Source organism: Oleomonas cavernae (assembly GCF_003590945.1).
GTDB lineage: Bacteria > Pseudomonadota > Alphaproteobacteria > Zavarziniales > Zavarziniaceae > Zavarzinia > Zavarzinia cavernae.
In genome coordinates this window covers 126553-151112 of the sequence record NZ_QYUK01000008.1, presented here as the reverse complement: position 1 = coordinate 151112, position 24560 = coordinate 126553, and the positions used below count along the sequence as shown (strand labels likewise).

The following is a 24560-nucleotide window of genomic DNA, read 5'->3' as shown; positions in this document are numbered from 1 at the left end:
CGGCGCGACAGGCCTTTGGCCTACCAGGGAAGCTCATTGCCGTCGTAATTCAGGAACTTGCCGCTGTCTCTTGAAGTGACATGGCCAATGGTGCGGCGCATCGCATTCACACTTTCTTCAATGGTCAGCGGGGCCTGGGCGCCACCCATGTCCGTTTGTACCCAACCCGGGTGCAGGGCGATCGCTGAAATGCCGCGCAAGGCCACATCCCGCGCGAGCGAACGCACCACCATGTTCGCCGCCGCCTTGGACGAGCGATAGATGTAGTCACCGCCCACGCCATTGTCGCCGATCGAGCCCATCTTGCTGGTGATCGTCACGATCAGGCCGCGTGCGCGGGCCAGCGGGTCGAGCAGCGCCTCGCTGACGTAGTAGGGGCTCAACGTGTTGATGCGCAGCGTCTCCAGCCAGACTTGCGGATCGATCGGCCCCAGATCTTGTGCCGTGGGACCCCAATTGCCGGCGTTATTGATCAACAGGTCCAGCTTGCTCTCGGCAAAGCGCGTGCGCAGGGTGGCGATGCAGCGCCGGTCGGTCACCTCCATCTCGTGCGCCGTAACGCTCGGGATTGCCTCGAGGTCGCCCACGCGGCGGCTCACGGCATGCACGGCCCAGCCCTCGGCGGCGTAAGCCTCGACCAGGGCGCGGCCCAGGCCGCGGCTGGCCCCGGTGATCAGGACGGTCTTGCTCATGGTGCCTCCCTCGCGCCGAAACCGCCGCCGCCCGGCGTCTCGATCTCGAATATGTCGCCAGGCGCCACCTTGACCTGCGCACAGGCCCCAAGCAACTCGACGGTGCCGTCGGCCCGGATCAGGCGGTTGATGCCCAGGCTGCCCGGCGCCCCGCCGGCGAGCCCGAAGGGCGGCACCCGCCGGCGGTTCGACAGGATGGCCGCGGTCATGTCCTCGCGGAAGCGCAAACTGCGGATCGCCCCGTCGCCGCCGCGATGCAGGCCAGGCCCGCCCGAGCCGCGGCGGATCTCGAAGCGTTCGACCAGGACCGGGAAACGCCACTCCAGGATTTCAGGGTCGGTCAGGCGCGAATTGGTCATGTGGGTGTGGACGGCGTCGCAGCCGTCGAAATCCGGCCCGGCCCCGGCCCCGCCGCAGATCGTCTCGTAATACTGGTGGCGGTCGTTGCCGAAGGTCAGGTTGTTCATGGTGCCCTGCGCGCCGGCCATGACCCCCAGGGCGCCGTACAGCGCGTCGGTGATCACCTGGCTGGTCTCGACATTGCCGGCCACCACCGCGGCGGGGAAATTGGGCCGCAGCAGCGAACCCTCGGGGCGACGATGTCGAGCGGTTCCAGGCAGCCCTGGTTCAGCGGAATGTCGTCGTCCACCAGGGTGCGGAAGACATAGAGCACCGCCGCCTTCACCACGGCGAAGGGGGCGTTGAAGTTGCTGGGCAGTTGGGCCGAGGTGCCGGCGAAATCGACCTTGGCGCGGCGCGCGGCACGGTCGACCGTGACCGCGACCTTGATCACCGCGCCGTCGTCCATCTCATAGGCGAAGCTGCCGTCGTGCAGCCGGTCGATGACCCGGCGCACCGCCTCGGCCGCATTGTCCTGGACGTGGCGCATATAGGCGTGGACGACATCCAGCCCGTACTGCTTCACCATGGCCAGCAATTCCTGCGCGCCCTTTTCGCAGGCGGCGATCTGGGCCTTCAGGTCGGCCACGTTCTGGGCCGGGTTGCGGGCGGGATAGGCGCCCGAGGACAGCAGGGCGGTAACCTCCGCCTCGAGGAAGCGGCCGGCCGCGACCAGCGGCACATTGTCGATCAGCACGCCTTCCTCGTGGACATTGCACGAATGGGGCGGCATCGAGCCCGGGGTCAGGCCGCCGATATCGGCCTGGTGGCCGCGCGCGGCGACATAGAAGATTACCTCGCGGCCCGCGGCATCGAACACGGGCGCGATCACCGTCACGTCGGGCAGGTGGGTGCCGCCGTTGTAGGGCGCGTTCAGCATGTAGGCGTCGCCCGGCTTCATCGCCTGGCCATGGCCGCGGATCACGGTCTCGACCGATTCCGACATGCTGCCCAGGTGCACCGGCATGTGCGGGGCATTGGCGACCAGGCCGCCCTTGCCGTCGAACACGGCGCAGGAGAAGTCCAGCCGTTCCTTGATATTCACCGAATGGGCGGTCTTCTCCAGGGTCAGGCCCATCTGCTCGGCGATCGACATGAACAGGTTGTTGAACACCTCCAGCATGATCGGGTCGCGCCCCGTGCCCACCGCCCGGCGGCCTTCGGCGCGGCCGGTACGGTCCAGGAACAGCACGCCGGTCTCGCCCATGCGGGCCTGCCAGCCGGCTTCGACCACCACGGTCGAGTGCGCCTCGATCAGGATCGCCGGGCCGGCGACGACATCGCCCGCCAGCAGGGCACTGCGCTCGACCACGGTGGCATCGTGCCAGGCGCCTTTGGAGAAGAAACGCGAGCGATCGCGCAACGGTACCGCCTCGCCCGGCGGGCGCGTGCCCAGGTGCGGCTCCTCGATCGGGGCACCGCCGCCGGTGGCCTCGACCGAGATCGCCTCGACGATCAGGCGCCGCTCGCCCGAGATGAAGCCGAAGCGCGCCCGGTGCGCGGCTTCGAAATCCGCCCGCAGGGACGGAATCGGCCCGTGGGGGACGATCAGGGCGGTGTCGGTGCCCTCGTAGCGCAGGTGCGTGCGCCGTGCCAGGGCGACCTCGGCCGAGGCGACGCCCTGGGCCTCGACCTCGGCCACGGCGCTGGCACCCAGGGCCGAAAAGCGGGTGGTGATGCGGGCGATGGTATCGTCTTCGAGAATCGCCTCGACCGCCTCCTCGCGCGTCGCCGCGATGTCGGCCAGGCCCATGCCGTAGGCCGACAGCAGCCCGGCCAGCGGGTGCAACATGACGCGGCTCATGCCCAAGGCCTCTGCCGCCAGGCAGGCATGCTGGCCGCCGGCGCCGCCGAAACACTGCAAGGTATAGCCGGTGACGTCATAGCCGCGCTGGACCGAGATCTTCTTGATCGCATTGGCCATGTTCTCGACCGCGATGGCGAGGTAACCGTCGGCAATCGATTCCGGCGACTTGACGACGCCGGTCGCCGCCGCGATCCGGGCCGCCAGGTCGGCGAACCCGGCAACCACCGCGTCGCGGTCCAGCGGCTGGTCGGCCCGGGCGCCGAACACGGCCGGGAAATATTGCGGCACCACCTTGCCGACCAGGACATTGGCATCGGTCACCGCCAGCGGCCCGCCGCGGCGATAGGCGGTGGGGCCGGGGTTGGCGCCGGCCGAATCCGGGCCGACGCGCAGGCGGTTGCCGTCAAAGCCCAGGATCGAGCCGCCGCCGGCCGCCACCGTGTGAATCGCCATCATCGGCGCGCGCAGGCGCACGCCGGCCACCTGGGTCTCGAAGGCGCGCTCGAAGCTGCCGGCGTAGTGGCAGACATCGGTCGAGGTGCCGCCCATGTCGAAGCCGATGATCTTGGCCTCGCCCACCGCCGCGGCCGTGCGCACGCAGCCGACCACGCCGCCGGCAGGGCCCGAGAGGATCGCGTCCTTGCCCTGGAACAGGCGGGCATCGGTCAGGCCGCCCGACGATTGCATGAACATCAGGCGGGTGCCGCCGAGGGCACCGGCCACCTGGTCGACGTAACGCCGCAGGATCGGCGACAGATAGGCGTCGACCACGGTGGTATCGCCGCGCCCGACCAGTTTCATCAGGGGGCTGGTCTGGTGGCTGGTCGAAACCTGGGTAAAGCCGATCTCGCGCGCCAGGGCCGCGATTTTCTGCTCGTGATCGGGATAGCGATAGCCGTGCATGAAGACGACGGCCACGGCGCGAATGCCTCCTCCATAAGCGGCTTGCAAGCCCGGGCGCGCCGATTCGATGTCGAGGGGCGCCAGGATCTCGCCGCCGGCCGACAGGCGCTCGTCGACTTCGACCACGCATTCGTGCAGCAGTTCCGGCAATTCGATGTGACGGGCAAAGATCCTGGGCCGGTTCTGGTAGGCGATACGCAGCGCGTCTTTGAAGCCCCTGGTGGTGACCAGCAGCACCCGTTCGCCCTTGCGCTCGAGCAGGGCATTGGTCGCGACCGTGGTGCCCATCTTGACGGCATCGACCGCGTCCGGCGGGACCGGGGCCCCGGTATCGAGGCCCAGCAGGCGGCGCACGCCTTCGACCGCGGCATCCCCGTACTGTTCGGGATTTTCCGACAGCAGCTTGGCCGTTACGATGGCGCCGTCGGGCCGGCGGGCCACAATATCCGTGAAGGTACCGCCACGGTCGATCCAGAAGTCCCAGGTGCGCATATGTCCTCTTGTGCCGGGGCCCCGAGATTCAACACCATGCCAGCGGTTCACGAGTCAATGATTGGGGCGGACAGGGCAGGCATGACCATCTGGGGCAAGATCATCGGCAGTGCGGCAGGTTTTGCCCTGGGCGGCCCGCTGGGCGCCCTGATCGGCGGCCTGGCCGGCCACGCGGTCGACCGGATCGCCGACACCGCCGCCGTCGTCCGGCAGGAGGCGCCAAGCCGCGAGCAGACGCGGCGGGTGGCCTTTACCGTGGGGGTCATCGTCCTGGGGGCCAAGATGGCCAAGGCGGACGGCGTGGTGACCAAGGACGAGATTGCCGCCTTCCGGCAGGTCTTCCACGTGCCCGCCGACGAGGTCGACCATGTCGCGCGGATCTTCAACCGGGCCAAGGCGGACGCGGCGGGGTTCGAGGTCTATGCCGCCCAGGTCAAGGCCGTGCTGGGCGAAGACAAGGCCGTGCTCGAGGAATTGCTCGACGGCCTGTTCCATATCGCCAAGGCGGATGCCAAAATTCATGCCGCCGAGATCGAATTCCTCCAGTCGGTGGCCGGCATCTTCGGCTTCACGGCGGCGGAATTCGCCGCCCTGCGGGCCACCCACCTGGGTCCCGACCGGTCGGACCCCTTCACCGTCCTGGGGGTGACCCGCGAGATGAGCGATGATGACCTCAAGGCCGCCTATCGCAAGCTGGTGCGCGAGCACCATCCCGACGCCCTGATCGCCAAGGGCATGCCCGAGGAATTCGTCGCCATGGCTACACAACGCCTGGCCGCCATCAATGCCGCCTGGGACCGGATCACCAAGGAACGGGGCATCAAATGAGTGCGCTACCCCGCTTCGAGACCAAGCGGCTGCTGCTGCGCCAGCGGACCCTCGACGACCTCGAGGCGTCGATCGCCATGGACCAGGACCCCCTGGTGGTGCAGTACGTGGCCGTGCCCTGGAGCGATCCGCAAAGCCACCGCGCCTTCGTGCTGGACCGGACGACCCGCGCCTATCCCACCGGGCTCGGCTACTGGTCGGTCTTTCCGCGGGAGGATCCCGATACCTTCATCGGCTGGGTCCTGCTTATTCCCAACAAGGCGGTCGGGCCCGAGATCGAGATCGGCTGGCGCTTCGTCCGCTCGTCCTGGGGCAAGGGCTATGCCTCGGAAGCGGCCCGCCCGATCCTCGACTATGGCCTGCAGATCCTGGGCCTGCCCGAGATCGTCGCCGAGATCGACGCCCGCAATCACGCCTCGATCGGCGTCGCCCGCAACATCGGCATGCGCTTCACCGGCTGGTACATGCTCAACGGTATCCGGGGAGAGCGCTACGTTGCGAGTTGATCAGGTTTAAATTTGTGAATTAAATGTAATTGCGTTGTGCATACAAGGCATCATTGCGAATGGCATGGCAATCCAGGCACCAGAAGGCGGAGGCGCAGCGCCAATCCCTGCTACTCGCCGCTGCCGCCGCCGACCCGGCGAGCGACGAAGCGCAGGTGCTGCGCGAACTCGACGCGGCCTTTGACGATCTGGTGGCGGAAGACGACAGCCTGTGAGGCATGGAGACCTCGTGACCATAGGACTCCCCTCCGCCCGCTTGCGGGGGGAGGGGTTGGGGAGGTGGGTCGGGCCGTCTCGATATGCCGGGTTTTGCCCCCTCGACCTCCTCACCCAACCCTCTCCTCCCGCGGAGGAGAGGGCTTTGTAGGGCGCTGGCGGCTTTCCTCGAACTGGGGCAAGAGATCGCTTGAGTTACTTCCGGCTTCAGGCAGTCGACTGTCAGCCGATCTCCAGCGAGACGATCTTGCCACCCAGCAAGCCGAAGGCGAAAGCGAGGTTGACCGGGCTGCCGGGGAAATTGCCGGTGACCTTGGCCGTCACGATGGTCCGGCCGTCCTGCTCGGCGGCATCGAGCGGCTCGGTGGTGTGCTGGTACTTGGCCTTTGTCGCGGCTTTCCATGCCGCGATGGCGGCCAGGCCCTCGATGATATGGCCCTCGTCCCGGATGGTCGCATCCGGCGCGAAGCAACGCGCCAGCGCCGCCGGGTCATCAGTGTGCTCGGCGGCAAAGTAGCGTTCGATGGCGGGCGCGAGTTGAAGGGGCATGGCGATTCCTCCCTGTTGTCGACGACACCGGACCGTCTGCGCCGCGACCCGGATTGCCTGACGGGCAAGCTGGCGCTAAGCTCCGAAAATGACAAGAACCGACGAAAAAGTAAGGTACTCACCTGAAGGTAAGGGTAGCGCCTATACACCTGTGACGGCTGCCGAAGGGGTCGAGCAGGCGTTCAGGATTCTCGAAGGCCGGTGGAAGCTACTGATCCTGTTCCATCTGTTCGGCGGCAAGCTGCTGCGCTTCTCCGAGCTGGAGCGGGCGATTCCGGCCATTTCGCAGAAAATGCTGATCCAGCAGCTTCGCCAGATGGAGGGCGATGGCGTCGTCCGGCGGATCGTCCACCATCAGGTGCCGCCCAGGGTCGAGTATGGCCTGACTGACTGGGGCCAGGCGCTGTGCCCGGCCCTCGATGCCTTGCTGACCTGGGCCGCCCTGCGCGAGAATGGGCCGGATACGGTTACTTGAGGCGCGCGATCAGGGCCTGGGTGAAATCCTTGGTCGAGGCCTTGCCGCCCAGGTCGCCGGTGCGCACCCCGTCGGCGTTCAAGGTGGCGTCGATGGCCGGGGGCAGGCGGGCGGCGAGGTCGCCGCGGCCGACGTGATCCAGCATCAGGCCGGCGGCGAGCAGCAGGGCCAGCGGGTTGGCGATGCCCTTGCCGGCGATATCGGGGCGGAGCCGTGGACCGCCTCGAAGATCGCGGCCCCCGTGCCGATATTGGCGCCCGGCGCCATGCCCAGCCCGCCGATCAGGCCGGCGATCTGGTCCGACAGGATATCGCCGAACAGGTTGGTGGTGACGATGACGTCGAACTGCCAGGGGTTCAGCACCAGTTGCATGGCGCAGGCATCGACGATGCGCTCGTTCATCGCGATGCGACCCTCGTAGGTCTTGGCAACCTCGCGCGCGGTCTCCAGCATCAGGCCTGAAATCGCCTTCAGGATATTGGCCTTGTGGACCACGGTCACGGTCTTGCGGCCGTTCTTCAGCGCATAGTCGAAGGCATATTCCAGGATCCGGCGGCAGCCGGCCCGAGTGGTGACGCCCTGGCTCAGCGCCACCGCATGGGGGTCGTCGCCGACCTGCACGAAGTGCTCGTGGGCAACGTAGTAGCCCTCGAGATTCTCGCGGATCAGCACCATGTCGATCTTGTCGTAGCGGCCGCCGGGGATCAGCGTCTGGGCCGGGCGGACATTGGCATAGAGCTGGAACGCTTCACGCAGCCGGACATTGACCGAACGGAAACCGCCCCCCGACGGCGTGGTCAGCGGGCCTTTCAGGGCGAGGCCGGTCTGCTTGATGCTGTCGAGCGTGGCCTGGGGCAGGGGATCGCCCGCCGCCTCGATCCCGGCCATGCCGGCGGCCTGCCGGTCCCAGGTGAAGGGCGCGCCCAGCGCGTCGAGGATGGCGACGACGGACTCGACGATTTCGGGGCCGATGCCGTCGCCGGGGATCAAGGTTGCCGGAATTGCTGATGCCATGATTGCCTCGCGCGATGTCGGCCTGCTTTAGGTCCGGTGCCTTACAGTGTCGAGCCCGACCAAAGGCTCAGGTCAGGCGGGCATAGGCCAGGGCCGCGGTGATCACCTTGTGCCCGGCCGCCTGCGCCGCCGCCCCGACCCGCAGGGTCTCCGCCCGCAGCGCCGGGATCGACACGCCCTTGGTGGCACCAAGTTCGACCCGGTGGCCGATCAGCCAGCGCTCGACCATCGCCGCGTCGACTTCGACATGGAACTGAATGGCCAGCACCTTGTCGCCCAGGGCAAAGGCCTGGTTCAGGGTCGGCCCGGTGGAGGCCAGCCGTACCGCGCCGTCGGGCAGGTCGAAGGTGTCGCCGTGCCAATGCAGCACCGGCACGCCGTCGAGGGCTTCGAGCGGCGAGGCGTGGCCGGCGGTGGTCAGGGTGACCGGCCCCCAGCCGATCTCCTTCTCACGGCCGGGATAGACCGCGGCGCCGGCCGCGGCGGCGATCAACTGGGCGCCCAGGCAGATGCCCACCAGCGGCAGGTCCGCCTCCAGGCGGCGCTTGATGAAGGCGATCTCGTCCTTGAGATAGGGGTAGAGGTCGTCCTCATAGGCCCCGATCGGCCCGCCCAGCACGACCATGTAGTCGTCCGCGGTGGGATCGACGGCGCTGAGATCGTCGATGCCGATGTCGAGATAGCGGCAGGTGATGCTGTGATCGGCCAGAACCTGCTCGATCAGGCCGAGGTCCTCGAAGGCGACGTGGCGCAGGGCCAGGCAGGTACGGGTCATGGCGGGATCTCCGTCGATGGCGCGGCACCATCTTTGACGCGGCGCAGCGCGTCCGGTCAAGCCGCCATTGCGCTTTCCGCGACACGGGCCATGCAAGAGGCGCAATGGTTTGTCTTATCCACGGCTGATAATTGATCATTATGGCCCCGATCGATATCGCTCTCGTCCTGTTGGTGAATCTCGCCTGGGGCTTCAATTTCGTCGCCGCGAAGGTCGCGGTGAACGAGCTGCCGCCGATGCTCCTCACCGGCCTGCGCTTCTGCCTCCTGGGCCTGATGCTGGCGCCGCTGATCCCCAGGGTGCCGCGCGACCAGATCAAGGCGGTCCTGCTGGTCACCGTATTCGCCGGGATCCTGCACTTCGGGCTGCTGTTCATCGGCTTGGGCCTGGTCGACGACGTCTCCTCGGCCGCGGTCGCGATCCAGCTCAACATCCCCTTCGTGACCATTCTCAGTGTCGTCATCCTGAAGGAGACGATCCGCTGGCGCCGCATCCTCGGCATCGTTCTGGCCTTTGCCGGCGTTTTCGTGATCGGCTTCGATCCGCGGGTTTTCAGTTATGTCGACGGGCTGCTGCTGTGCGTCAGCGCGGCTTTCGCCATGGCCATCGCCATGATCATCATGCGCCGGATGAAGGGGGTAGGGGTGTTCACCCTGCAGGCCTGGATGGGCCTGGTCACCGGCCCTGCCATGATCCTGATTTCCCTGCTGTTCGAGACAGGGCAGGTGACGGCAATCGAGCATGCCACCTGGATCGGTTGGGGTGGGCTGGCCTTCACCATTTTCGGCTCGTCCCTGATCGGCCACGCCGGCAATTTCCGCCTGTTGCAGCGCTATCCGGTGACCTTGACCGCGCCGATGATGCTGCTGGCGCCGGTGCTGGGCATCTTCTTCGGCGTCACCATGCTGGGCGACGCCTTCACCACGCGCATGATCATCGGCAGTGCGATGACATTGGCCGGCGTTGGGATCATCATGCTGCGCGAGAAGAAAATCCTCGGCGATGCTCCTTGATGGCGATTCGGGACTGCCCCTCTCCCAACCATGACGATCGCGGCGGCCAGGCCGTTTCGATCCTGATGATTCATTACACCGGCATGACATCGGGGGCGCTCGAGAGGCTGTGCGACCCGCAGGCCAAGGTCTCGTCCCATTACCTGATCGAGGAGGACGGCACCGTCTTTCGCCTGGTCGACGAGGCTCGTCGCGCCTGGCATGCCGGCCAGGGCTCGTGGCGCGGCATCGACAACGTCAATGCCCGCTCGATCGGCATCGAGCTGGCCAATCCTGGCCACGAATGGGGTTACCGCCCGTTTCCGCCCGGGCAGATGGCGGCGCTGGCCGACCTGGGCCGCGGCATCGTGGCGCGTCACATGATTGCCCCGTTCGACGTGATCGGCCATTCGGACTCGGCGCCGGCCCGCAAGACCGACCCCGGCGAGTTGTTCGACTGGGCCTGGCTCTCGGCCCAGGGCGTGGGCGCCTGGACCGGGGGGTGGATGCCGTGGCCGGCGGCCGCCTGGGCCCCGGCGAATCCGGCCGGCTGGTCGAAGACCTCCAGGCCGATCTCGCCGCCTTCGGCTATGGCCTGCGTGTCCATGGCCGCTATGACGACGAGACCCGGGCCGTGGTCGGCGCCTTCCAGCGCCATTGGCGCCAGGCCCGGGTCGACGGCATTGCCGACCTGGAGACGCGCGGCCGGCTCGCCCGGCTCTTGCGCGAGCGCGTCTAACCCGTTAGGCCTATCCCCGCCAGATGGCCGGATGGCCGCCGCCGCTTGCAAAAGCGGGGGAGGAAAGTCCGGGCTCCACGGAAATACGGTGCCGGTTAATGGCCGGCGGGGGCGACCCCAGGGACAGTGCCACAGAGAGCAGACCGCCGCTCCATCGCTGCAAAGCGGTCGGGCGGTAAGGGTGAAAGGGTGCGGTAAGAGCGCACCGCGCGGCCGGTAACGGTCGTGGCAAGGTAAACCCCACCGGGAGCAAAACCAAATAGGGGCGACATGCCGGTGCAAGCCGGCGGGATCTGTTTCCGGTCCGTCGCCCGGGTCGGTTGCTTGAGGCGGTCGGTAACGATCGTCCTAGACGAATGGCCATCGGCCGCGGGCAACCGCGGTCACAGAACCCGGCTTACAGGCCATCTGGCAGATTTTTCGGCAGGGCGAAAGCGCCCAACCGGGACGGTTCGGGGGACACGGAACCGTCCAGGGGGCGCCTTTCGACAGTATAACAGGGCCCTCGTCGATCAGGCGGCGCGGGAGGTCCAAACCGGGGATCGCGGCTCGGACAACGAGACAGCTTGACGGTTTCCCTCCTGGTTAGAGCGCCCGGCAGTGATGCGGGCCATCATCACGATCGGCGCCTTCGCACCGTCCCGCATTGAGCCAGATCAAGTCCCCCGGGCCCTTGCCAGGCTATGTTGGGGCGACCATCTTGAGAGCTTCAAGGTGTTTGGGTGAGTCATGACGGGTCTGGCAGGACAGCGGATGGGGCTGGTCAAGGCGCTCTTGCTCCTGGCCATGCTGGTGCTGGCGGCGGTGCCGATGCCGGCACGCGCGCTGCCAGCCCCTGTCCCTCCCACGGCTCATGCCGTGCTCGATCAGCCCGCGGGCGCGCCTTGCGATGAGCACGGTGCCCCGGCGGATCTGTCGTGCTGCCTGGGCAATCTCTGCGTGATGCTGTGTACGGCCCTGCCCGGGCCGTCGCCCGTCGCCCAACTCCTGGGGGCAGCAGCCCCCGTTGCCTATGCGGGCTCCCATGTGGGCCGGGCCGAGGGCATCGATATCGCGGGCCTTTATCGGCCGCCCCGGCCCACCGTCTGAACGATCGAGCGTAAGTGTGGCCGGCGCACCAGCCGGCGAACGTTCCTCTTCGGATGAGCATGGTCATGATGACTTTTCTTTCACGGCGCCGCTTCCTGGCGTCGAGCTTTATCGCCGGTGCCGGCCTGCTGGCGCCTCGCCTGCTCCACGCGGCGACCGCCGCCCCGGCCACCACCCTTGCCGTGGCGCGCCGGACCATCGAGGTGAAAGGCCGCGCCGCCTCGGTTTTCGGGGCCCACCAGGCCGACGGGACTTCGGGCCTGTTCCTCGATCCCGGACAGCGCTTTGCCGTCCGCGTCGATAATCGTAGCGGCGAGGACACGATCCTGCACTGGCATGGCCAGACGCCGCCGCCCGACCAGGACGGCGTGGTCGATACCGGCTATGCCCGTGTCGTCGCCAATGGCGCGATGCAGGACTACGACTTCGCCGCCCGCCCGGGCACCCATTGGCTGCATTCGCACCACGGGCTTCAGGAACTGCAATTGCTGGCCGCGCCCCTGATCGTGCGCACGGCCGAGGACCTTCGCCACGACGCGCAAGAGGTCGTGGTGCTGCTCCACGACTTCAGCTTCAAGGAGCCGGCGGAACTGCTGGCGGGCCTGGGCGGCGGGATGAACCATGGCGACATGGCCGGCATGGATCACAGCGCCATGGGCCACGGCACCATGGACATGCCCGGGATGGCCATGGACCTCAACGATGTCGAGTACGATGCCTACCTCGCCAACGACCGCGGCCTCGACGATCCCCAGGTGGTCAAGGTGGAGCGTGGCGGGCAGGTCCGCCTGCGCCTGATCAACGGTGCGTCGGGCACGGCGTTCTGGATCGACCTGGGCGCCCTCGACGGCACGGTGATCGCCGCCGACGGCAACCCGGTCCAGCCCGTGGCCGGGCGCCGCTTTCCCATGGCGCAGGGCCAGCGGCTGGATATCCTGCTGAGCTTGCCGGCCGGCGACGGCGGCGCCTTCCCGATCCTCGCCCAGCGCGAGGGCGAGCGCCAGCGCACCGGCATCATCCTGGCGACGCCGGGGGCTGCGGTCGTCAAGCTCGCCGACCTGGCCGAGGCCGCCGTGCCGCCCGTCGACCTGTCGCTGGAGCAGCGCCTCGAGGCGGCGGCACCCTTGCCACAGAAACTGGCCGAGGTGACCCATCGCATCGCCCTGACCGGCTCGATGTCGCCCTATCGCTGGACCATCGACGATCGCGACTGGGCCAACCGGCTGCCGTTGAAGGTAACCCCCGGCCAGCGGGTGGCGATCGAGATGGTGAACAAGGGCATGATGGCGCACCCGATGCACCTGCATGGCCATCATTTCCAGGTCGTCGGCCTGAACGGCAAGGCGGTCGCCGGCGCCGTGCGCGACACGGTGCTGGTGCCCATCGACGGCACGGTCACCATCGCCTTTGATGCCGACAACAGCGGACGCTGGCTGTTCCACTGCCACAACCTGCTGCACATGGCGACCGGCATGATGACCGAAGTGGTCTACAGCGACGCCGTGTAACGGATTGGGTTTCCGAAACGCCATGCCCGGCCTTGTGCCGGGCATGACGTGGAGAGAAGACTCACGCCGCGCGCAGCAAGGCCTTCGCCGCCCTGCGTTCGTTCATCTGGTAGCGGACGAAGGCCTTCAGCACGCCCAGGCCGACATCGGGCTTCTCGCCCCGGGCGATCGCCATCAGTTGCAGGCAGAACCAGCTCTGGATGCCGAAGCCGTTGACGATCTTGATCATGTCGATGGGCGAATGAGGGCCCAGGTAGCGGCCGGGGCCGACGCGCAGGCGGTTTTCCCAGTCCTCCAGGCGGGCCAGCGATCCGGCCAGCAGCTTGCCTGGCGCATCCGGGTCGACGCACAGGGGGCGGGCGAGACCGACCACGTCGCAGGCGCCGCTGGCGATCGCCGCATCCATGCCGGCCCGACTGCGGAAGCCGCCGGTGACCATCAGCGGCGTCTTCACGGCCGCCCGGATTTTCGCGGCGTAGTCGAGGAAATAGGCCTCGCGCGCCACCGTCGAGGCGCGTCGGGTCTCGGTCTGCCTGGTGTCGCTCGCCATCGACTCGTTGCCCATCATCATTGGCCGCTCGTAGGAGCCGCCGGAGATTTCCAGCAGGTCGACGCCCTCGGCCTCCAGCCAGGTCGCGACCGTCACCGCCTCGTCATCGCCGAAGCCGCCCTTCATGAAATCGGCTGAGTTCAGCTTCACCCCGACACCGAAGGCCGGACCGACCGCGGCGCGCACCGCCCGCACAACGTCAAGCAGGGCGCGCGCCCGGTTCTCCAGGCTGCCGCCCCACTGGTCGGTGCGCTGGTTGGAACGGGGACTCAAGAATTCGCTGAGCAGATAGCCGTGGGCGGCGTGGATCTGCACGCCGTGGAAGCCGGCAACCTGGCAGGCCCGGGCGGCGAAGGCGAAACGCTCGACCAGGGCGGCGATCTCCTCCGCCGTCATGGCGCGGGGATCGCCGAACTGCTTGCCCGGCAGGGGCAGGGCGATGGGCGAGGGGGCCTGCGGCGTCTTGTTGACCATGATCGGCGTCTGGCGCCCGGCATGGCTGAGCTGGGCCCAGATCCTGGCCCCGTTCAGCGAGCCGGCGGCCGCCATCGCGGCCAGGGCGGTGCGCGCCTGATCGTCCATGCGCCGGTCGACCACGACATTGCCGGGCCGCTCCAGATGATCGGCATCGACCTGGATATTGCCGGTCAGCAGGAAGCCGGCACCGCCTTCGGCAAAGCGGCGGTAGAGGGCGGAAAGCTGCGGCGTCGCCCGGTTGGCATGGTCCGCCAGGCCCTCCGTCATCGCCGATTTGGCCAGCCGGTTCTTGAAGACCTGGCCGCAGGGCAGGGTAAGCGGCGAAGCAATATCGGTCACGGGGCGCTTCCTGACGGCTGTTATGGCATGTTGCCGGGCAGTCTTGTTGCTCCGCCGCCCGCCGTCCAGGCGATTCTAGCGCCGGGCCAGGAAGATCGGGATCGCGGCGCCCAGGAACAACGACAGGACCAGCCCGAGGTTGGCGACGGCGGCAAAGGGCAGGGTGGTGGCCAGGGTGGCCCCTGCCGCCGCCCCGGCCATCTGCATGAAGCCGAGCAGGGCGGAGGCAAGGCCGGCCCGCTCGCCAAAGGGCGACAGGGCAAGCGCCGTGCCCAGCGGGTTGGCGAGGCCCATGCCGAACAGGAAGGCCGAGCAGGGCACGACATAGGCGGCAAGGCTCGTTCCGGCCAGGGCCAGCATGGCGCCGCCGCCGACCAGGGCGATGGCAAGCCCCGCCAGGGCGACACGGCCGGGGCCAAAGCGCTTGGCCAGGCGCGGTGCGGCAAGGCCGGCGCCGAACACCAGGAACACGGTCGCGGCAAAGAACAGGCCCATCTCGATCGCGCTGAAGCCAAACCCGTCCATCAGGATCGCGGGCGAGGCGGTGAACAGGGCAAACAGGCCGCCCATCACCAGCATCACCGCCCCGGCCGGGACAATGAACCGTCGATCGGCCGCCAGCCCGCCGTATCCGCGGGCGATTGCCAGCGGTGCCAGCGGCGCCCGCCGGCTGGCCGGGTGGGTTTCGCCCAGCACCGTGGCATAGGCGATCCCGACGACGCCGCCCAGGATGGCCACGACCACGAAGGCGGCGCGCCAGCCAAAGGCGTGATCCAGCGCCCCGCCCAGCAGGGGCGAGAAGCCGGGTGCCGCCGCCATGGCGACCATGGTCAGCGACAGCACCCGTGCCAGGGCATCGCCCACGAACAAATCGCGGGCAATGGCACGGGCCAGGACCGAGGCGGCACAGACGCCCAGGGCCTGGACGACGCGCCCGGCGATCATCACCGGCAGGCTGTCGGCCAGGGCGCACAGCAGGCTGCCGGCGGCGAAGACGACCAGCCCACCCAGGATCAGCGAGCGCCGCCCGAAGCGGTCGGAGAGCGGCCCGACGAACAATTGCCCGACGGCGAAGACGATGAGGAAGATGCTCACGATGACGCCCAGCGCCGGGTCGTCACGCCGAAACTGCCGGCAATGCCCGGCAGCGACGGCAGCATGATGTTGGTCGCCAGCGATGCCAGTGCCGACAATCCGCCCAGCACGGCCAGCAGCGGGCCGGTCAGGCGCCGCTCGGACAGATCGGCCGGGCGGGCCGGGGCGGCGATGGCGTGGGCCGCTTGGGTCATGATGAGCTCTTCCGTGTCGGTTGGGGCCTAGACGACGCTGGCGCCGCCGTCGACGCCGATCGACTGGCCGGTGATATAGGCCCCGGCGGGCGAGGCGAGCAGCAGGGCGAGGCCCGAGACGTCGTCGGCCTCGGCAATGCGGCCCAGCGGGATGCGGGCGGCGGCCTGGGCCTCCACTTCCGGCTTTTCCCACAGCATGCGGGAGAAGTCGGTGCGCACCGGGCCGGGGGCGATCGCGTTCACGCGGATCTGCTTGGGCCCGAGTTCGAGTGCCAGGTTGCGCACCAGTTGCCCCAGGGTCGCCTTGGAGGTGCCGTAGACGCCGAGGATGCCGTTGGCCCTGGTCGCCGCGATGCTGGAGGTGACGACGATCGAGCCATGGCCGTGGCCGGCCATGCCGGGGACCAGTTGCTCGATGAGCAGCAGGGTGTTGCGCACGCCGGCAATCGTCTGGTCGAAGGCGGCGCCGCTGGCGCTGGTCACCGGGCCGACATGGGGTTCGGTGGCGGCATTGGCGATCAGGATGTCGACGTGGCCTAGCGCGCGCAGCGCCCGTTCACCCAGCGCCGCGACCGAGGCCTCGTCGCCGATGTCGGCGGGGATGCCGATGGCGCCGCCCGGCAGGGTCGCGGCGGCGGCGTCCGAGCTTTCCTGGCTGCGGCCGCTGACGGCGACGCGGGCGCCAGCCTCCGCCAGACGCCTGGCGATGGCGAGGCCCATGCCCTTGGTGCCGCCGGTCACCAGCGCGGTGCGGCCGGTCAGGTCGAAGCTATTCATGATGTTCAAGCCCTTTCGATGGCGATGGCGGTCGCTTCGCCGCCGCCGATGCACAGCGAGGCGATGCCGCGCTTGAGATCATGGCGCTGTAGCGCGCCCAATAGGGTGACGATCAGGCGGGCGCCGGTGGCGCCGATGGGATGGCCCAGGGCACAGGCGCCGCCGTTGATGTTGACCTTTTCATGATCGAGATGCAGGTCGTGCATCGCCGCCATCACCACGCAGGCGAAGGCCTCGTTGATTTCGAACAGGTCGACGTCGCCGGCCGTCCAGCCCACCTTGTCCAGCAGCTTGGAAATGGCCCCGATCGGCGCCGTGGTGAACCAGGCGGGTTCCTGGGCGTGGCCGGCATGGCCGCGAATGGTGGCGAGGATCGGCAGGCCATCACGCTCGGCCAGCGAGCGGCGGGTCAGCACCAGGGCGGCGGCGCCGTCGGCATTGGCGCTGGAGGCCGCCGCCGTGATGGTGCCGTTGGCGCGGAAGGCGGGCTTCAGGCCGGCGATCTTGTCGGGCGAGACCTTGCCCGGGTTCTCGTCGATCGAGACCACGATGTCGCCGGTCTTGCCGGCAATGGTGACGGGCACGATCTCGGACACGAAGGCGCCATCCTCGATCGCCTTGCGGGCGCGGATCAGCGAGCTGCGGGCATAGTCGTCCTGCATCTGGCGGGTGAACTGGTAGCGTTCGGCCGTGTCCTCGCCGAAGGTGCCCATGGAGCGGCCCTTGTCATAGGCGTCTTCCAGCCCGTCGAGGGCGGCATGGTCGAAGATCTGGTCATGGCCGAAGCGATAGCCGCCGCGCGCCCGCTTCAAGAGGTAGGGCGCGCCCGACATGCTCTCCATGCCGCCGGCGACGATGATATCGGCCGAGCCTGCGGCGATCAGGTCGTGGGCAATCATGGTCGCCTTCATGCCCGAGCCGCAGACCTTGTTCACCGTGGTGGCGCCGGTCGCATCGGGCAGGCCGGCACCGCGCGCCGCCTGGCGGGCCGGGGCCTGGCCCTGGCCGGCGGGCAGGACGCAGCCCAGGAACACCTCGTCGATGCGGTCGGTGGCGACACCGGCCCGTTCGACCGCCGCCTTGACCACGGTCGAACCCAGCACCGGCGCGGGCAGCGACGACAATTCCCCCTGGAAACGGCCCAGCGGGGTGCGGACCGCGCTGGCGATGACGACGGGATCGGCAAGGGTCATGAGACAGCTCCTGTTCGGCGCGGTTGTCTTTATATGATGATCATAATATTATGGGTGACAGCCAAAGGACAGCCCCGACACCCATGAAAATTTCACCGACCCCCGCTCAAGCCGCGCATGCCTTCATCACGCCCCACCTGTTCAAGGCCAAGGCGCCGGCGGCCTCGCCGGTCCCCGACCTTCATGTGGCAGGCCCTCAGGGCGACCTTGGCGTGTGGACGGCGGGCAGCGGCCCGGCCGTGCTGCTGGTCCACGGCTGGGAGGGCAATCACCTGGATCTGGGCGCCTTCGTCGAACCGCTGGTGGCGGCCGGGCGCCGGGTGGTCAGCCTCGACCTGCCGGCCCATGGCGTCTCGGCCGGCACCCGGGGCTCGATCCCCGACCTGGCCGCCGGCGTGCGTGCCGTGGCCGATGCGATCGGGCCGGTCGAGGCCGTGATCGCCCATTCGATCGGCAGCCCGGTCACCGTGCTGGCCCTGGACGACGGCCTTGCCTGCCAGCGGGTGGCGCTGATCTCGCCCCCCATGCGCTACACCGATTTCGCCCGCGCCACCGCCCACCAGGTGGGCGTCGATCCGGACGGCGTGGTCGAAGCCCTGCGTGATTTAGGCATCGATATCGACCGCCTGGATGTCTCGACCATGGCGCCACGGCTGCGCCAGCAGGCCCTGCTGATCCACTCGGCCGAAGACCGGGTCACCTCGGTCGAGACCACCCGAAAGATCGCCGCCAACTGGGCCGGCAGCCGGATGATCGAGGTCAAGGGCCTGGGCCACCGCCGCATCCTGCGCGATCCCACGGTGATCGAGACGGTGGTGGATTTCGTTGTGGGGTAGGCCATCTGGCATCGCCATGGTGCGTCCTTCGAGACGGCCCTTCGGGCCTCCTCAGGATGAGGAAAATCTTTATGGCATAAAGACTTACCTCATCCTGAGGAGCCGCGGCACGCGGCGTCTCGAAGGACGCACTATGCCGATCCCGTGTAAAGATGCGGCCGCTGCACGGCAGTGATGCGCGGCGCGGGCGCCGTTGCCGCCCGGTATTCCCGGGTGTTATGCCTCAGACATCATGGTTCGCCTCATCCCCTGGCTCGTCGCCTGTGCCTTGTTCATGGAGAATCTCGACTCCACGGTCATCGCCACGGCCCTGCCGCAGATCGCGCAGTCGCTGGGGGAGGATCCGCTGCGGCTGAGCTTGGCCATCACCTCCTACATGTTGGCGCTGGCGGTGTTCCTGCCGGTCAGCGGCTGGGCGGCCGACCGGTTCGGCGCCCGCACCGTGTTCGCCGGGGCGATCGGGGTGTTCACCCTGGGCTCCGTCCTGTGCGGCTTCTCCGGCACCCTTCTGGAACTGGTCGGCGCCCGCATCGTCCAGGGCGTGGGCGGGTCCATGATGGTGCCGGTCGGGCGCCTGATCCTGGTGCGCACCGTGCCGCGCGGCCAGCTGGTCAATGCCATGGCGCGGATGACCCTGCCGGCCCTGGTCGGCCCGGCCATCGGGCCGCTGCTGGGCGGCTTCATCGCCACCTATGCCTCGTGGCAATGGATCTTCTTCATCAACGTGCCGATCGGGCTGATCGGCCTGTTCTTTGTCCTGCGCCTGATCCCCAACCTGAAGGAGGAGAAGCCGGATCCCTTCGACCTGACCGGCTTTGCCTTGAGCGCGGTAGCGCTCGCCAGCCTGATGTTCGGGCTGGAGCACATCGGGCGGGGCGAGATGGCGCCGGCCGCCGTGGTCGGCACGATCGCCGTCGGGCTCGCTTTCGGCTGGCTCTACCTGCGCCGGGCCCGGCGGGTGGCGCGCCCGGTGCTGGATCCCACGCTGTTTCGCCACAAAAGCTATCTGGCGGCGGTGATCGGCGGTTCGCTGTTCCGCATCGGGGTGGGCGCGGTGCCGTTCCTGGTGCCGGTCATGCTGCAGATCGGCTTTGGCCTGTCGGCCTTCGAATCCGGCTCGCTGACCTTCATCGCCGCGGTCGGCGCCCTCATGATGAAACCGATGACCGCGCCGATTTTCCGGCGCTTCGGTTTCCGCCCCGTGCTGCTGGGCAATGCCCTGCTCAGCGGCGCCGTCCTGATCAGCTATGGCTTCTTCCGGCCCGAGACGGCCCATTGGTTCATCATGGCGACCCTGCTGGTGGGCGGGCTGTTCCGCTCGCTCCAGTTCTCAGGGCTGAACACCCTGGCCTATGCCGAAATCTCGCAAGCCGAGACCAGCCGCGCCAACACCCTGTCCAGCGTGATGCAGCAGCTCTCGCTCAGCGCCGGCGTGGCGGTGGGGGCCATGGTGCTGCACCTGACCCAGCTCTTCGCCTCCAAGGGCGCGTTGACGGCGGGCGATTTCCTGCCGGCCTTCCTCACGGTGGGCCTGCTGTCCTGCATCTCGGCCCTGTTCTTCGTGCGCCTGCCGCTCGATGCCGGCGACGAGATCAGCGGCCATCGCGCCGCCTTGAGCAAGGCGGCCGACGTGGTGGACTCGTCAGATTGAGTGCAATTTCGTAAATAATAACTTTCGATCTGCTCCGTTAATGTTCGAAACGGAAATGCCTATCTTTCTCTCAACGGGCCACGACGCGGCCCTATCGGGAGACACGGCAATGATCGAACTTCGCCCCTTCAGCAGCCTCGGCGGTGCCAACCATGGTTGGCTCGACGCCAAGCATCACTTCTCGTTCGGCAGCCACTACGACCCCAAGCGCATGAGCTGGGGTTCCCTGCGGGTGTGGAACGACGACACCATCGAGCCCGACACCGGCTTTCCGCCGCATCCCCATTCGGACATGGAAATCATCACCTATGTCCGCAAGGGTGCCATCACCCACAAGGACAACCTGGGCAACCAGGGCCGGACCGAGGCAGGCGACGTGCAGGTCATGTCGGCGGGCAACGGCATCGTGCATTCCGAGTACAACCGGGAAGCCGAGGCGACCCAGATCTTCCAGATCTGGATCCTGCCCACCAGCCGCGGCAAGGCGCCGTCCTGGGGCGCCAAGCCGTTCCCCAAGGATGACCGTTCGGGCCGGTTCGTGACCCTCGCCAGCGGTTTCGAGGCTGATACCGACGCCCTGCCGATCCGCAGCGATGCCCGTGTCCTCGGCGCCACCCTGAAGGCCGGCGAGACGGTCGAATACGAGATCGACGCCAGGCGCCACGCCTATCTGGTGCCCGCCACCGGGGCGGTGGAGGTGGACGGCGTGCGGGTCAATGCCCGCGACGGCGCCGCGATCAAGGACCTCAAGCGCTTCAGCGTGAAGGCGCTCGAGGACTCCGAGGTGGTCCTGGTCGACGCCGCCTAACAGTCGGCGCAGGCCTCCGCCATATCCAGCATGTGCTGGTCGGCCGCATCATCGATCGATGGTGCGGCCGGCTTGCTGTTGTCGATGGTCTCGACCTTGGCGCCGCGCTCCAGGGTGCGATGCACCGGGCAGCGGTCGGCGATTTCCAGGAAGCGCGCCTTCATGTCGTCGGGCAAGGCGCCCTCGAAGGCGATCCCGCGCGAGAACAGGTCGGGCGGGGTGCGGGCCTTGTCCTTGGTATGGCCGACCGTCACTTTGAGCGGCGGCAGGGCCCAGCCCTTTTGATCCGCATACATCCGCAAGGTCATCACGGTGCAGGCGCCCAGTGCCGCGCACAGCAGGTCGTAGGGCGAGGGGCCGGAACCCAGGCCGCCATCCTTCGCCGGCTCGTCGGCCAGGAAACGGTTGCCGCCGGCGCTCACCTGCACCTGGTAGCGGCCGTTGCCCGTCGCCTCGACCACGATACCTTCGCTCGCCGGTGCCGCTTCCGCCATCTGGTCGACATAGCGCGAGGCCCAGGCGGCGATCACGTCGGCGGCGTAGTCAGCGTCGCGCTGGCGCGTCAGCAGATGATCGGCATCGTCGAGCGAGATGAAGCTCTTGGGGTGTCGCGCGGCGGTGAAGATGGCGGTCGCATTGTTGGCGCCGACGATGTCGTCCAGCGGGGCATGCATGACCAGCAGCGCGCGATGCAGGTCATGGATGCGGGCCTTCTGATCGTGGTTCTTCAAATCGTCGACGAAGTTGCGCCGGACCGTGAAGGGGCGGCCGCCCAGGTTCACCTTGGCCTCGCCCTTTTCCACGATCTCGCCGAGCGAGTCGCCGAACTGGCCAGTGACATGACCGACATCGAACGGCGCGCCGATGGTGGCGACCGCGCGCACCAGCGGCAGTTCGCCCGCCGCGGCCAGCACCGCGGCGCCGCCCAAGCTGTGGCCGATCAGCAGGCGCGGGGGCCGGCCCGATGCCTCCAGCGCCCGGGCCGCGGCCAGCAGGTCGCGCATGTCGCCGCTGAAGCCGCCTTCGGAAAAGATCCCTTCGCTGTGCCCCAGGCCGGTGAAATCGAAGCGCAGCACGCCGATGCCGCGCGCCGCCAGGGCGCGGGCAATGCGCACCGCGGCGACCGAATCCTTGGTGCAGGTAAAGCAATGGGCAAAGATCGCATAGGACCGGGCCGGCCCCTCGGGCAGGTCCAGCCTGCCCGACAGGGCCTGGCCTTCCGATCCTGTGAAATCGAACGCTTCTGTCGGCATCGTCTTCCCTCGGACTCGACGGTTGATGGCCAGCATCTTGACCGCAGGCATCCCGCCGCGCCAGAAGGGGAAGATCAACCCCGCGCGGAAGAGGATACCGAAATGACCCAGGCAACCCAGGCGCCGGTGGCGATCGTGACCGGCGGCGGTCGCGGCATGGGCGCGGCGATCGCCCACGAACTGTCGTCGCGCGGCTATCAATTGGCCCTGATGTCGCCATCGGGCAGTGCGCAGACCCTGGCCGATACCTTGGGCTGCATCGCCGTGACCGGCTCGGCCGGCAAGGCGCAGGACCTGGAAAACCTGGTTGCGAGGACGCTCGAGGCCTATGGCCGGGTCGATGCCGTGGTCAATCACACCGGCCACCCGCCCAAGGGCGACCTGATCGACATCAGTGACGAGGACTGGGCGACCGGCAACGACCTGATGGTGCTGAGCGTGGTGCGCATGGCCCGCCTGGTGACGCCGCTGATGCTGGCGAGCGGCAAGGGTGCCTTCGTCAACATCACCACCTTCGCGGCCCTGGAGCCGTCGCTGAAATTCCCCGTCTCCTGCGCCTACCGCGCCGCGGTCAGCGCCTATACCAAGCTCTATGCCGATCGCTATGCCGCCGACAACATCCGCATGAACGCGCTGCTGCCCGGCTACATCGACAGCCTGGACCACAAACCCGGCACGGCGGAGACGGTCCCGATGCAGCGCCTGGGCACGGTCGAGGAAATCGCCAAGACCGCCGCCTTCCTATTGTCGGATGACGCCGGCTACATCACCGGCCAGAGTCTCCGGGTGGATGGCGGTGTGACCCGGCACGTGTGACGTAACACCTGAAGGGCAGAGAGGGCGGCAAGGGGTCCACCACCGTCATCCCGGCGAAGGCCGGGATCCATGCCGATGCAGCGCGCGTTCTCGCCGCGATCACGCCCGACCCCACCATGGATTCCGGCCTTCGCCGGAATGACGATGTTGGGTTTCCCTCTCCCCCCTAAAGGGCGGAGAGGGCTTTTAGGTAGACAGCCGGCCTTACGCGGCGGGCAGGGGGCAGCGGGCGACTGTTTCGGCTTCCGCCGCCGGCAGGCCCAGCAGGCGCATGACGACGGCGACGGTGCGTTCGTCCAGGCTGCCCCGGGCGCCGTCGGCGCCGAGCTGTTCGGCGACCGCGGCATTGTCGGACTGGAGCTGGGCGGAAATGGCGGTGAGTACCGTGCCGCCCACGGCGATGAAGGTCAGCACCGGGTCGTCGGCCGTGAACCGCCCGGCGTCCAGGCCCCGGCGGATGTCGCGCTGCAGGCGCGGACCTAGGCCGCGGCTGAGCATCTGGCCCGAAAGCCCCTGGCGGACCAGGAAGCGGCCCCAGACCGGCTCGTGCCCGGCCCGCCGGATGGCGTGGCGGATGCAGATCGAAATATATTCGGCCGGATCGCCGATCCCCTCGGCCAGGCGGTCCAGGGTGTCGCCGAATTCCTCGAACACCGTGTCGATCAGGGCGTCGTAGATCGCTTCCTTGGATTTGAAGTGGTTGTAGAACGAGCCGAAGCCGACATCGGCGGCCTCGGTGATCTCGTTGATCGCGACACCTTCCACACCCCTCTCCGCCATCAATTCCAGCGCCGCCTCCAGCAGGCGGGCGCGGGTCTCGCGCTTGCGCCGGGCGCCGCGCGGCTCGCGCATCGGTTCGGCCGGGGCCATCTCCGCGGGTTTGGGCATCACGACTCCGTTCGATCAATGGCGGGATTATAGACGAAAATCATATTTGACAAAATCATCAATTTTGACTTTATTGTCACTAATGAAACGGCGCGTGCCGATGTTTGGGAGAGATGACGGGCATGGAACGGGCGGTCAGCATGGTCACCGATGTCCTGGTCGTCGGCTTCGGGCCGGTGGGCGCCACCATTGCCAACCTCCTGGGGCGCCATGGCGTGCGTACCCTGGTGGTCGACAAGGCCACCGAGATCTTCCAGGCGCCGCGGGCGATCGCCCTCGACAACGAGGCCTTGCGCATCCTCCAGCTTGCCGGCTTGGGCGAGGGCGCCTTCGAGACCATCGCCATTCCCCAGGTGCGGCTGCGCTCGCCTTCCCTTGGCGAATTCGGCTGTCTCAATACCCTGGGCGCGATCGACGGCCATCCCAAGCTGGTGACCTTTTTCCAGCCCGATCTGGAACTCGCCCTGCGCGCCCGCCTGGCCCATCATGCCGGGGTACAGACGCTGCTGGGCGCCGAGTTGACCGGCATCCACGAGACCGGCGAGGGGGTCGAGGCCACGCTCACCCGTGCCGACGGCGGCGGGATGACGGTGCAGGCGCGCTACCTGATCGGTGCCGACGGCGCCGGCTCGACGGTGCGGCAGTTGATCGGCCAGGGCTTCGCCGGCCAAAGCTACGCCGAAGACTGGCTGATCGTGG

General features: G+C 68.0%; 22 protein-coding genes, 1 other RNA gene and 4 pseudogenes. 15 read left to right on the top strand and 12 right to left on the bottom strand.

Annotated features, from left to right (window positions below; translation table 11 throughout):
- Nucleotides 1–20: 20 nt before the first annotated feature.
- Nucleotides 21–692: an SDR family oxidoreductase gene (locus tag D3874_RS00955; RefSeq protein WP_119775486.1), complete on the bottom strand. Its 672-nt coding sequence runs from the start codon at nucleotides 690–692 to the stop codon at nucleotides 21–23.
- Nucleotides 689–4293 (bottom strand): annotated as a pseudogene (locus tag D3874_RS00950) (hydantoinase B/oxoprolinase family protein). The gene D3874_RS00955 and the pseudogene D3874_RS00950 overlap by 4 nt, the downstream one beginning before the upstream one ends.
- An 81-nt stretch (nucleotides 4294–4374) precedes the next feature.
- Here D3874_RS00950 and D3874_RS00945 point away from each other — a divergent pair.
- From D3874_RS00945 to D3874_RS28285, 3 genes are read left to right on the top strand one after another with little or no spacing between them, the layout of a single operon-like run.
- Nucleotides 4375–5121 carry a TerB family tellurite resistance protein gene (locus D3874_RS00945; RefSeq protein ID WP_119775483.1) on the top strand — a complete coding sequence of 249 codons (747 nt, stop codon included), beginning with the start codon at nucleotides 4375–4377 and terminating at the stop codon, nucleotides 5119–5121.
- Nucleotides 5118–5627 carry a GNAT family N-acetyltransferase gene (locus tag D3874_RS00940; protein WP_119775481.1) on the top strand — a complete coding sequence of 170 codons (510 nt, stop codon included), beginning with the start codon at nucleotides 5118–5120 and terminating at the stop codon, nucleotides 5625–5627. Before D3874_RS00945 ends, D3874_RS00940 begins: the two co-directional genes overlap by 4 nt.
- A 59-nt stretch (nucleotides 5628–5686) precedes the next feature.
- The gene (locus tag D3874_RS28285; RefSeq protein WP_158595756.1) at nucleotides 5687–5842 is read left to right on the top strand and encodes a hypothetical protein; all 156 of its coding nucleotides are present in this window, start codon (nucleotides 5687–5689) and stop codon (nucleotides 5840–5842) included.
- A gap of 223 nt (nucleotides 5843–6065) precedes the next feature.
- Here D3874_RS28285 and D3874_RS00935 read toward each other — a convergent pair whose 3' ends face one another.
- Entirely contained in the window at nucleotides 6066–6392 is a 327-nt protein-coding gene (locus D3874_RS00935; RefSeq protein WP_119775479.1) for a nuclear transport factor 2 family protein, read from the bottom strand.
- 151 nt (nucleotides 6393–6543) lie between these two features.
- On the opposite strand from D3874_RS00935, the gene D3874_RS00930 reads away from it, so the two are divergent.
- Nucleotides 6544–6867, top strand: a complete 324-nt coding sequence (locus D3874_RS00930; protein WP_233559779.1) for a winged helix-turn-helix transcriptional regulator — start codon at nucleotides 6544–6546, stop codon at nucleotides 6865–6867.
- Here D3874_RS00930 and D3874_RS00925 read toward each other — a convergent pair.
- Nucleotides 6860–7881 (bottom strand): annotated as a pseudogene (locus tag D3874_RS00925) (isocitrate/isopropylmalate dehydrogenase family protein). The gene D3874_RS00930 and the pseudogene D3874_RS00925 overlap by 8 nt on opposite strands.
- A gap of 67 nt (nucleotides 7882–7948) precedes the next feature.
- Nucleotides 7949–8656 (bottom strand): glutamine amidotransferase, encoded by a 708-nt coding sequence (locus D3874_RS00920; protein WP_119775474.1) that lies wholly within the window; start codon nucleotides 8654–8656, stop codon nucleotides 7949–7951.
- Between the two features lie 140 nt (nucleotides 8657–8796).
- On the opposite strand from D3874_RS00920, the gene D3874_RS00915 reads away from it, so the two are divergent.
- The 6 genes and pseudogenes from D3874_RS00915 (at nucleotide 8797) to D3874_RS00895 (ending at nucleotide 12984) form a co-directional block, all read left to right on the top strand.
- Nucleotides 8797–9669, top strand: a complete 873-nt coding sequence (locus D3874_RS00915) for a DMT family transporter (RefSeq protein ID WP_119775472.1) — start codon at nucleotides 8797–8799, stop codon at nucleotides 9667–9669.
- Nucleotides 9669–10037 (top strand): annotated as a pseudogene (locus D3874_RS31805) (N-acetylmuramoyl-L-alanine amidase); the annotation flags it as partial. The gene D3874_RS00915 and the pseudogene D3874_RS31805, both read left to right, overlap by 1 nt.
- A gap of 113 nt (nucleotides 10038–10150) precedes the next feature.
- On the top strand, nucleotides 10151–10387 hold the full coding sequence (locus tag D3874_RS31800) for a peptidoglycan-binding domain-containing protein (RefSeq protein WP_233559778.1): 237 nt from the start codon (nucleotides 10151–10153) through the stop codon (nucleotides 10385–10387).
- A 19-nt stretch (nucleotides 10388–10406) separates the two neighbouring features.
- Nucleotides 10407–10803, top strand: an RNA gene (gene rnpB / locus D3874_RS00905) — RNase P RNA component class A.
- Between the two features lie 313 nt (nucleotides 10804–11116).
- Nucleotides 11117–11476 carry a hypothetical protein gene (locus D3874_RS00900; RefSeq protein ID WP_147385472.1) on the top strand — a complete coding sequence of 120 codons (360 nt, stop codon included), beginning with the start codon at nucleotides 11117–11119 and terminating at the stop codon, nucleotides 11474–11476.
- 65 nt (nucleotides 11477–11541) lie between these two features.
- A complete protein-coding gene (locus tag D3874_RS00895) occupies nucleotides 11542–12984 on the top strand; it encodes a multicopper oxidase family protein (protein WP_119776634.1) in 1443 nt (480 codons plus the stop codon).
- A gap of 61 nt (nucleotides 12985–13045) precedes the next feature.
- Here the strand turns inward: D3874_RS00895 and D3874_RS00890 are convergent, their stop codons facing one another.
- From D3874_RS00890 to D3874_RS00875, 5 genes are all read right to left on the bottom strand, one after another.
- Entirely contained in the window at nucleotides 13046–14350 is a 1305-nt protein-coding gene (locus D3874_RS00890) for an NADH:flavin oxidoreductase/NADH oxidase family protein (protein WP_119775466.1), read from the bottom strand.
- A 75-nt stretch (nucleotides 14351–14425) separates the two neighbouring features.
- Nucleotides 14426–15445: an MFS transporter gene (locus tag D3874_RS00885; protein WP_233559777.1), complete on the bottom strand. Its 1020-nt coding sequence runs from the start codon at nucleotides 15443–15445 to the stop codon at nucleotides 14426–14428.
- Nucleotides 15442–15639 (bottom strand): hypothetical protein, encoded by a 198-nt coding sequence (locus D3874_RS29850; RefSeq protein WP_233559776.1) that lies wholly within the window; start codon nucleotides 15637–15639, stop codon nucleotides 15442–15444. Before D3874_RS29850 ends, D3874_RS00885 begins: the two co-directional genes overlap by 4 nt.
- A gap of 27 nt (nucleotides 15640–15666) precedes the next feature.
- On the bottom strand, nucleotides 15667–16416 hold the full coding sequence (locus D3874_RS00880; RefSeq protein ID WP_199698866.1) for an SDR family NAD(P)-dependent oxidoreductase: 750 nt from the start codon (nucleotides 16414–16416) through the stop codon (nucleotides 15667–15669).
- A gap of 5 nt (nucleotides 16417–16421) precedes the next feature.
- Complete coding sequence (locus tag D3874_RS00875; protein ID WP_119775464.1) at nucleotides 16422–17609, bottom strand: acetyl-CoA C-acyltransferase; 1188 nt, start codon at nucleotides 17607–17609, stop codon at nucleotides 16422–16424.
- 83 nt (nucleotides 17610–17692) lie between these two features.
- On the opposite strand from D3874_RS00875, the gene D3874_RS00870 reads away from it, so the two are divergent.
- The 3 genes from D3874_RS00870 (at nucleotide 17693) to D3874_RS00860 (ending at nucleotide 20904) form a co-directional block, all read left to right on the top strand.
- A complete protein-coding gene (locus tag D3874_RS00870) occupies nucleotides 17693–18445 on the top strand; it encodes an alpha/beta fold hydrolase (protein WP_158595755.1) in 753 nt (250 codons plus the stop codon).
- Between the two features lie 232 nt (nucleotides 18446–18677).
- Complete coding sequence (locus tag D3874_RS00865) at nucleotides 18678–20096, top strand: DHA2 family efflux MFS transporter permease subunit (protein WP_119775459.1); 1419 nt, start codon at nucleotides 18678–18680, stop codon at nucleotides 20094–20096.
- A 109-nt stretch (nucleotides 20097–20205) separates the two neighbouring features.
- On the top strand, nucleotides 20206–20904 hold the full coding sequence (locus D3874_RS00860) for a pirin family protein (RefSeq protein WP_119775456.1): 699 nt from the start codon (nucleotides 20206–20208) through the stop codon (nucleotides 20902–20904).
- Here D3874_RS00860 and D3874_RS00855 read toward each other — a convergent pair.
- Nucleotides 20901–22157 (bottom strand): bifunctional alpha/beta hydrolase/OsmC family protein, encoded by a 1257-nt coding sequence (locus tag D3874_RS00855; RefSeq protein ID WP_119776628.1) that lies wholly within the window; start codon nucleotides 22155–22157, stop codon nucleotides 20901–20903. The genes D3874_RS00860 and D3874_RS00855 overlap by 4 nt on opposite strands.
- 102 nt (nucleotides 22158–22259) lie before the next feature.
- Between D3874_RS00855 and D3874_RS00850 the strand changes: the two genes are divergently transcribed.
- A complete protein-coding gene (locus tag D3874_RS00850; protein WP_119775453.1) occupies nucleotides 22260–22973 on the top strand; it encodes an SDR family oxidoreductase in 714 nt (237 codons plus the stop codon).
- Between the two features lie 204 nt (nucleotides 22974–23177).
- On the opposite strand, the gene D3874_RS00845 is transcribed toward D3874_RS00850, so the two are convergent.
- A complete protein-coding gene (locus D3874_RS00845; protein ID WP_119775450.1) occupies nucleotides 23178–23861 on the bottom strand; it encodes a TetR/AcrR family transcriptional regulator in 684 nt (227 codons plus the stop codon).
- 113 nt (nucleotides 23862–23974) lie between these two features.
- On the opposite strand from D3874_RS00845, the pseudogene D3874_RS31795 reads away from it, so the two are divergent.
- Nucleotides 23975–24532: pseudogene (locus tag D3874_RS31795) on the top strand (FAD-dependent monooxygenase); the annotation flags it as partial.
- Nucleotides 24533–24560: the final 28 nt, after the last annotated feature.

Excerpts from the sequence above, each read along its gene's own strand:
- D3874_RS00855 (WP_119776628.1), bottom strand. The coding sequence starts at position 22,157 with ATGCCGACAGAAGCGTTCGATTTCACAGGATCGGAAGGCCAGGCCCTG.
- D3874_RS00850 (WP_119775453.1), top strand. The coding sequence starts at position 22,260 with ATGACCCAGGCAACCCAGGCGCCGGTGGCGATCGTGACCGGCGGCGGT.
- D3874_RS29850 (WP_233559776.1), bottom strand. The coding sequence starts at position 15,639 with ATGACCCAAGCGGCCCACGCCATCGCCGCCCCGGCCCGCCCGGCCGAT.
- D3874_RS00865 (WP_119775459.1), top strand. The coding sequence starts at position 18,678 with ATGGTTCGCCTCATCCCCTGGCTCGTCGCCTGTGCCTTGTTCATGGAG.
- D3874_RS00900 (WP_147385472.1), top strand. The coding sequence starts at position 11,117 with ATGACGGGTCTGGCAGGACAGCGGATGGGGCTGGTCAAGGCGCTCTTG.
- D3874_RS00920 (WP_119775474.1), bottom strand. The coding sequence starts at position 8,656 with ATGACCCGTACCTGCCTGGCCCTGCGCCACGTCGCCTTCGAGGACCTC.
- D3874_RS00845 (WP_119775450.1), bottom strand. The coding sequence starts at position 23,861 with ATGCCCAAACCCGCGGAGATGGCCCCGGCCGAACCGATGCGCGAGCCG.
- D3874_RS00915 (WP_119775472.1), top strand. The coding sequence starts at position 8,797 with ATGGCCCCGATCGATATCGCTCTCGTCCTGTTGGTGAATCTCGCCTGG.
- D3874_RS00935 (WP_119775479.1), bottom strand. The coding sequence starts at position 6,392 with ATGCCCCTTCAACTCGCGCCCGCCATCGAACGCTACTTTGCCGCCGAG.
- D3874_RS00870 (WP_158595755.1), top strand. The coding sequence starts at position 17,693 with ATGAAAATTTCACCGACCCCCGCTCAAGCCGCGCATGCCTTCATCACG.
- D3874_RS00940 (WP_119775481.1), top strand. The coding sequence starts at position 5,118 with ATGAGTGCGCTACCCCGCTTCGAGACCAAGCGGCTGCTGCTGCGCCAG.
- D3874_RS00895 (WP_119776634.1), top strand. The coding sequence starts at position 11,542 with ATGATGACTTTTCTTTCACGGCGCCGCTTCCTGGCGTCGAGCTTTATC.
- D3874_RS00955 (WP_119775486.1), bottom strand. The coding sequence starts at position 692 with ATGAGCAAGACCGTCCTGATCACCGGGGCCAGCCGCGGCCTGGGCCGC.
- D3874_RS00875 (WP_119775464.1), bottom strand. The coding sequence starts at position 17,609 with ATGACCCTTGCCGATCCCGTCGTCATCGCCAGCGCGGTCCGCACCCCG.
- D3874_RS00880 (WP_199698866.1), bottom strand. The coding sequence starts at position 16,416 with ATGAATAGCTTCGACCTGACCGGCCGCACCGCGCTGGTGACCGGCGGC.
- D3874_RS28285 (WP_158595756.1), top strand. The coding sequence starts at position 5,687 with ATGGCATGGCAATCCAGGCACCAGAAGGCGGAGGCGCAGCGCCAATCC.
- D3874_RS00860 (WP_119775456.1), top strand. The coding sequence starts at position 20,206 with ATGATCGAACTTCGCCCCTTCAGCAGCCTCGGCGGTGCCAACCATGGT.
- D3874_RS00945 (WP_119775483.1), top strand. The coding sequence starts at position 4,375 with ATGACCATCTGGGGCAAGATCATCGGCAGTGCGGCAGGTTTTGCCCTG.